This is a genomic window from Cobetia sp., assembly GCF_983723665.1.
Genome location: NZ_CFDJES010000019.1, coordinates 1 through 5,005, shown reverse-complemented (window position 1 = coordinate 5,005; position 5,005 = coordinate 1). Strand labels below are relative to the sequence as shown.

The window sequence follows — 5,005 nt, the reverse complement described above, 5'->3', positions numbered from 1 at the left end:
AGCGTATCGACCAGGCCGGTTTCGCCGCCTTCATCGAGACGCTGGAACTGCCGGACGACGTCAAGACCGAGCTGAAGGCACTGAGCCCGGCCAGCTACATCGGTAACGCCATTGCACAGGCCAAGGCGCTCTAAGCGGCGCAGGTTCACTGCAAGTCTCAAGACGCCGGGGCCTCTGCTCCGGCGTCATACATTACGCATTACGCAGCACGCTGAACGACACACTGGATTCACGACCACTGACGCTCTCCGTCAGTGGGCACGACATGCCACGCTCTCAAGGCTCGGCATGGAACGCATCGCCGTCTGCCATCCGGCAACACGGCTTCAACGACGTCATCGCGAGACCGCCGCCCCCTGACAGGCTGCCGTTCGCGTTCGAGAGGTTCTGCATGAGCACATCCCCCGCCCCCCGCGACACCGACACGCCACTGGCACTGTTGGGCGGCCTGAGCATCCGTGAATTCCTGCGCGATTACTGGCAGCAGAAGCCGCTGCTGATCCGCGGAGCCTTCGCAGACTTCGAGACGCCGCTGGAAGCCGATGAACTGGCCGGTCTGGCCTGTGAAGATGGCATCGAAGCCCGTCTGGTCGAGGAAAACGGCCCGGACAAGGCCTGGCAGGTCAGCCACGGCCCCTTCGATGAAGCGACCTTCGCGCGTCTCGACGCCAAGGACGACAGCCAGTGGAGCCTGCTGGTGCAGGCGGTGGACCATTACGTCCCCGACGTCGCCGCGCTGTTCGAGCCCTTCACCTTCCTGCCGCGCTGGCGCCTCGATGACATCATGATCAGCTACGCGCCGACCGGTGGCAGCGTCGGCCCGCACCTGGACAACTACGATGTCTTCCTGCTGCAGGCCCAGGGCCAGCGTCATTGGCAGCTGGGCGGCATGCACGGTGACGACGCCGAGATCATCGATGGCATCGACCTGCGCATCCTCAAGCACTTCGAGGTCACTCCGGGCGAGGACTGGGTGCTGGAACCCGGCGACATGCTCTACGTGCCGCCGCGCCTGGCGCACCACGGTGTCAGCCAGTCCGATGACTGCATGACCATCTCCGTCGGCTTCCGTGCGCCTTCCGCCGATGAAGTCGTCACCTCCTACGCCGACTATCTGGGTGCCAGTCTGCCGGAATCGCTGCGCTACCGTGACCAGGGCATGGCACCGGTCGCCAATGCCGGCGAGCTGGACGACGCCTCGCTCGAGCGCGTGCGTGAGTTGCTGCTCAGCACGCTGGACAACCCGACCCAGCTGGCACAGTGGTTCGGTCGCTACATGACCCAACCCAAGTATCTGGAGCAGCTCGCCGCCCGCGAACCGGCCCTCAAGACGCATGAGCTGGTCGAGTATCTGGAAGATGAAGGCGTACTGGTGCGCTCCCTGGGCTCACGCTTCGCCTTCCGTCACGGCGAGAATGGCACCAGCACGCTGTTCGTCGATGGCGATGGCATCCTGGCCCCTCAGCCGCTGGCGGAAGCGCTGGCCTCCGATCAGCGCCTCACGGCGGTGTTGCTTGACTACACCACAGCAGACCTTGATCGCAGTGCCGTGGTCAGCCTGCTGACGGCGCTGATCAACCGCGGCAGCCTGATACTGGAATGTGACCTTCAGGACGAAGAGGACGATGAAGAATGAGTGACGCCATGATCAGCCTGGAACGGGGCGACTGGCAGACGTTGGGCAACGAGGCCAGCGAGATCCGCCGCGTCGTGTTCATCGAGGAACAGCAGGTACCGCAGAATGAGGAGTGGGACGGGCGCGATGACACCTGCGAACACTTCCTCGTGCATCTGGATGGCCGCACCGTCGGCACGGCCCGTCTGTTGCCGGACGGCCATGTCGGCCGCGTCGCCATCCTCTCCGAAGCGCGCGGACTGGGGCTTGGCCAACGCCTGATGGAAGCGGTCATCCATGCTGCGCGCCAGGCTGGTCATGCTGAAGTGCTACTGGATGCTCAGACCCATGCGCTGGAATTCTATCAACGCCTCGGCTTCACGGCTTACGGCGACGAGTTTCTCGATGCCGGCATACCGCACCGCAGCATGCGCTTGATTCTGAACTGAATTTTAGCGTCCGCCTTACAAAAACCGGCCCCATTTGGGGCCGGTTTTTTTGTGCCTTGAAGTTTCTTGTAGTCTGGCTACAACCCGCTCCTTGACCAAGTCATCATTCCCCAAGGCCCATGGATACTGACATCATGACGTCATTGATAAATATTAAAACGACTGTTTGTCGGCAGGAATTCCACAACGTTGAAACTGGTATAAAACGATCGTTTTAATGCGACCAAGGAATGAAAGACAGCACTCAATTTCGGAGCGATGCTAGAGATCAGGTCATTTACGCTGCACTGCGACATGACACGCTGCCCGACCCGGCACCGCCTTCAGGAGATTCGCCCATGCTCACCTCAGACTCACGAACGCAGACCACCCTGATGGGCGGTAGAGGTGACCAGGTACTCGGGCAGCCTGAGGATGCCGCTCTGGCCGAGCAATGGCACAACGCCGAGATCCGCACGCGGATTCTCAAGCTGGCACGTCCCCTCAAGGACCTGCTGCCACCGCAGACAGCGGAGTCGGTGGCGGCACAGGCGCAGACGATCTGCCATCTGAGTCGCGACCAGCGCTGGCAGCTTCCCGGCGAGCAGTGGCAACTGCGCTCACAGGGCAGCGGCTGGCAGCTGAAGTGCAATGGGAAGCTGAAGTGCAGTGTGCAGCCGGCAACCGCAGGCGAGACGCAGGACGCGCCTGACCAGCTGGCGCTTGCCGGACTCACCGATGACGTGACTGGGGTGCAGCTGGGCAACCGCCCGCTCCCTCGGGCCCTCTGGACCCTGGCCGCCGCGCGGCATCGCGGCGAACGTCATTCGGTGCTGGCCATTGCCCAGATCAGCAGCGTGCGCGAAGCGCTGTGCTGGGGAGAGCTGATCTCACGGCTGCGTGCGCCGGACGGCAGGCCGCCACGCATCGCCCTCACCCTCAGCCACTGCACGTTACCCACGCTGGAAGCCAGCCTGTACTTCCTGATGCCCTGGTTGGACAGCATCACGCTGACAGCGGCCCCCGGCCTGGAAACTGCCTGCCTTGGCGTGATCAAGGCTCGCTTCAGACTTGCTGAGCCAGCGGAGCTCGACAACGCCACCGACGACGCCTTCTGTCGCACGGCGTGACTCCACTGGTAACGCCTGAAAGATCAATAACAACAACAAACTGTCATGCAGCAACTCAAGACGCAGAGCACCGACACTCCCATTTCACGCGTCGCTCTCGCGTCGACCGCCAGACGAAAGACAAGCGAACAGACACAAGACACAGACAACACGCCAGGGGCTGAGCCCCGACGACGAAGCCATCAGGAGATGCCACCATGAGTCACACACGTGCCGATCAGATTGCCGCGCTCGAAAAGGACTGGGCCGAGAATCCGCGCTGGAAAGGGGTCACTCGCCCCTATTCCGCCGAGGATGTGGTGCGCCTGCGCGGTTCCGTTCCGGAAGCCAATACCCTGGCGACCCGCGGTGCCGAGAAGCTCTGGAAGCTGGTCAATGGTGATGCCAAGAAGGGCTACGTCAACTGTCTGGGCGCCCTGACCGGTGGCCAGGCCATGCAACAGGTGAAGGCCGGTATCGAGGCCATCTACCTGTCCGGCTGGCAGGTCGCCGCCGACAACAACACCAGTGAAGCCATGTACCCGGATCAGTCGCTCTATCCGGTGGATTCCGTGCCGACCGTGGTCAAGCGCATCAACAACACCTTCCGCCGCGCCGACCAGATCCAGTGGCAGAAAGGGGCCAATCCGGGCGATGCCGACTTCGTCGATTACTTCGCGCCTATCGTGGCGGATGCCGAGGCCGGTTTCGGTGGCGTGCTCAACGGCTACGAGCTGATGACCGCCATGATCCGTGCGGGTGCCTCCGGCGTGCACTTCGAGGACCAGCTGGCCTCGGTCAAGAAGTGTGGCCACATGGGCGGCAAGGTACTGGTGCCGACCCAGGAAGCGGTGCAGAAGCTGGTGGCCGCTCGCCTGGCTGCTGACGTGGCGCGTGTCCCGACCCTGGTCATCGCGCGTACCGATGCCAATGCCGCCGACCTGATCACCTCCGATGTCGACGACTACGACAAGCCGTTCCTGACCGGTGAGCGCTCCGACGAAGGCTTCTATCGTGTCAAGGCCGGTCTGGATCAAGCCATTGCCCGCGGCCTGGCCTACGCGCCCTACTCCGACCTGATCTGGTGTGAAACCGCCAAGCCGGACCTCGAGGAGGCGCGCCGCTTCGCCGAAGCGATCAAGAAGGAATACCCGGACCAGCTGCTGGCCTACAACTGCTCGCCTTCCTTCAACTGGAAGAAGAACCTCGACGACGCCACCATCGCCAAGTTCCAGCAGGAACTGTCGGACATGGGCTACAAGTACCAGTTCATCACCCTGGCCGGTATCCACAACATGTGGTTCAACATGTTCGATCTTGCCTACGACTATGCGCAGGGCGAAGGCATGAAGCACTACGTCGAGAAGGTGCAGGAAGCCGAATTCGCCGCAGCCGAGAAGGGCTACACCTTCGTGGCGCACCAGCAGGAAGTCGGCACCGGTTACTTCGATGACATGACCAACGTCATTCAGGGCGGCAACTCCTCCGTCACCGCACTGACGGGCTCCACGGAAGAAGACCAGTTCTAGACCGCTGACATCACGGCATGGCACCTCGCAATGACCGGATTGCGCGAGGTGCCACTCGCAGACTGACCGAAGCCCGCTCACGCGGGCTTTTTCGTGCTTTACGCCTTGAATGCCCGCCGCGAATGTCCACCATCAGCAACGAACGCCCCTGCGCTGACATTCACTCGGTATGGCTCAAGAAGAAGTGCTCACGCGGAAGTACTTGCGTGGCAGCACTCATGCGCCGGTACTCACGTGGTCGGTACTCACGCGGTAGCACTCACGCGACCGGGAAGTGCAGAAGTTGCGTCACCTCAGCGTTTCAGGTCGGGAACCCGTCATGGT

At 62.4% G+C, this 5,005-nt stretch carries 4 protein-coding genes; all 4 read left to right on the top strand.

Annotated features, from left to right (window positions below; genetic code table 11):
* Positions 1-391: 391 nt before the first annotated feature.
* Positions 392-1,636: a cupin domain-containing protein gene (locus AC4FAH_RS03610; RefSeq protein ID WP_054555618.1), complete on the top strand. Its 1,245-nt coding sequence runs from the start codon at positions 392-394 to the stop codon at positions 1,634-1,636.
* Positions 1,633-2,064, top strand: a complete 432-nt coding sequence (locus AC4FAH_RS03605; RefSeq protein WP_225347173.1) for a GNAT family N-acetyltransferase — start codon at positions 1,633-1,635, stop codon at positions 2,062-2,064. The genes AC4FAH_RS03610 and AC4FAH_RS03605 overlap by 4 nt, the downstream gene beginning before the upstream one ends.
* Before the next feature lie 338 nt (positions 2,065-2,402).
* Positions 2,403-3,173, top strand: a complete 771-nt coding sequence (locus AC4FAH_RS03600) for a hypothetical protein (RefSeq protein ID WP_225347174.1) — start codon at positions 2,403-2,405, stop codon at positions 3,171-3,173.
* Positions 3,174-3,370: 197 nt separating this feature from the next.
* Positions 3,371-4,681: an isocitrate lyase gene (gene aceA / locus AC4FAH_RS03595; protein ID WP_490245647.1), complete on the top strand. Its 1,311-nt coding sequence runs from the start codon at positions 3,371-3,373 to the stop codon at positions 4,679-4,681.
* Positions 4,682-5,005 lie beyond the last annotated feature (324 nt).

Bases quoted from the DNA above. Each gene is read 5' to 3' on its own strand.
- AC4FAH_RS03610 (WP_054555618.1), top strand. From the start codon at position 392: ATGAGCACATCCCCCGCCCCCCGCGACACCGACACGCCACTGGCACTG.
- AC4FAH_RS03605 (WP_225347173.1), top strand. From the start codon at position 1,633: ATGAGTGACGCCATGATCAGCCTGGAACGGGGCGACTGGCAGACGTTG.
- AC4FAH_RS03600 (WP_225347174.1), top strand. From the start codon at position 2,403: ATGCTCACCTCAGACTCACGAACGCAGACCACCCTGATGGGCGGTAGA.
- aceA (WP_490245647.1), top strand. From the start codon at position 3,371: ATGAGTCACACACGTGCCGATCAGATTGCCGCGCTCGAAAAGGACTGG.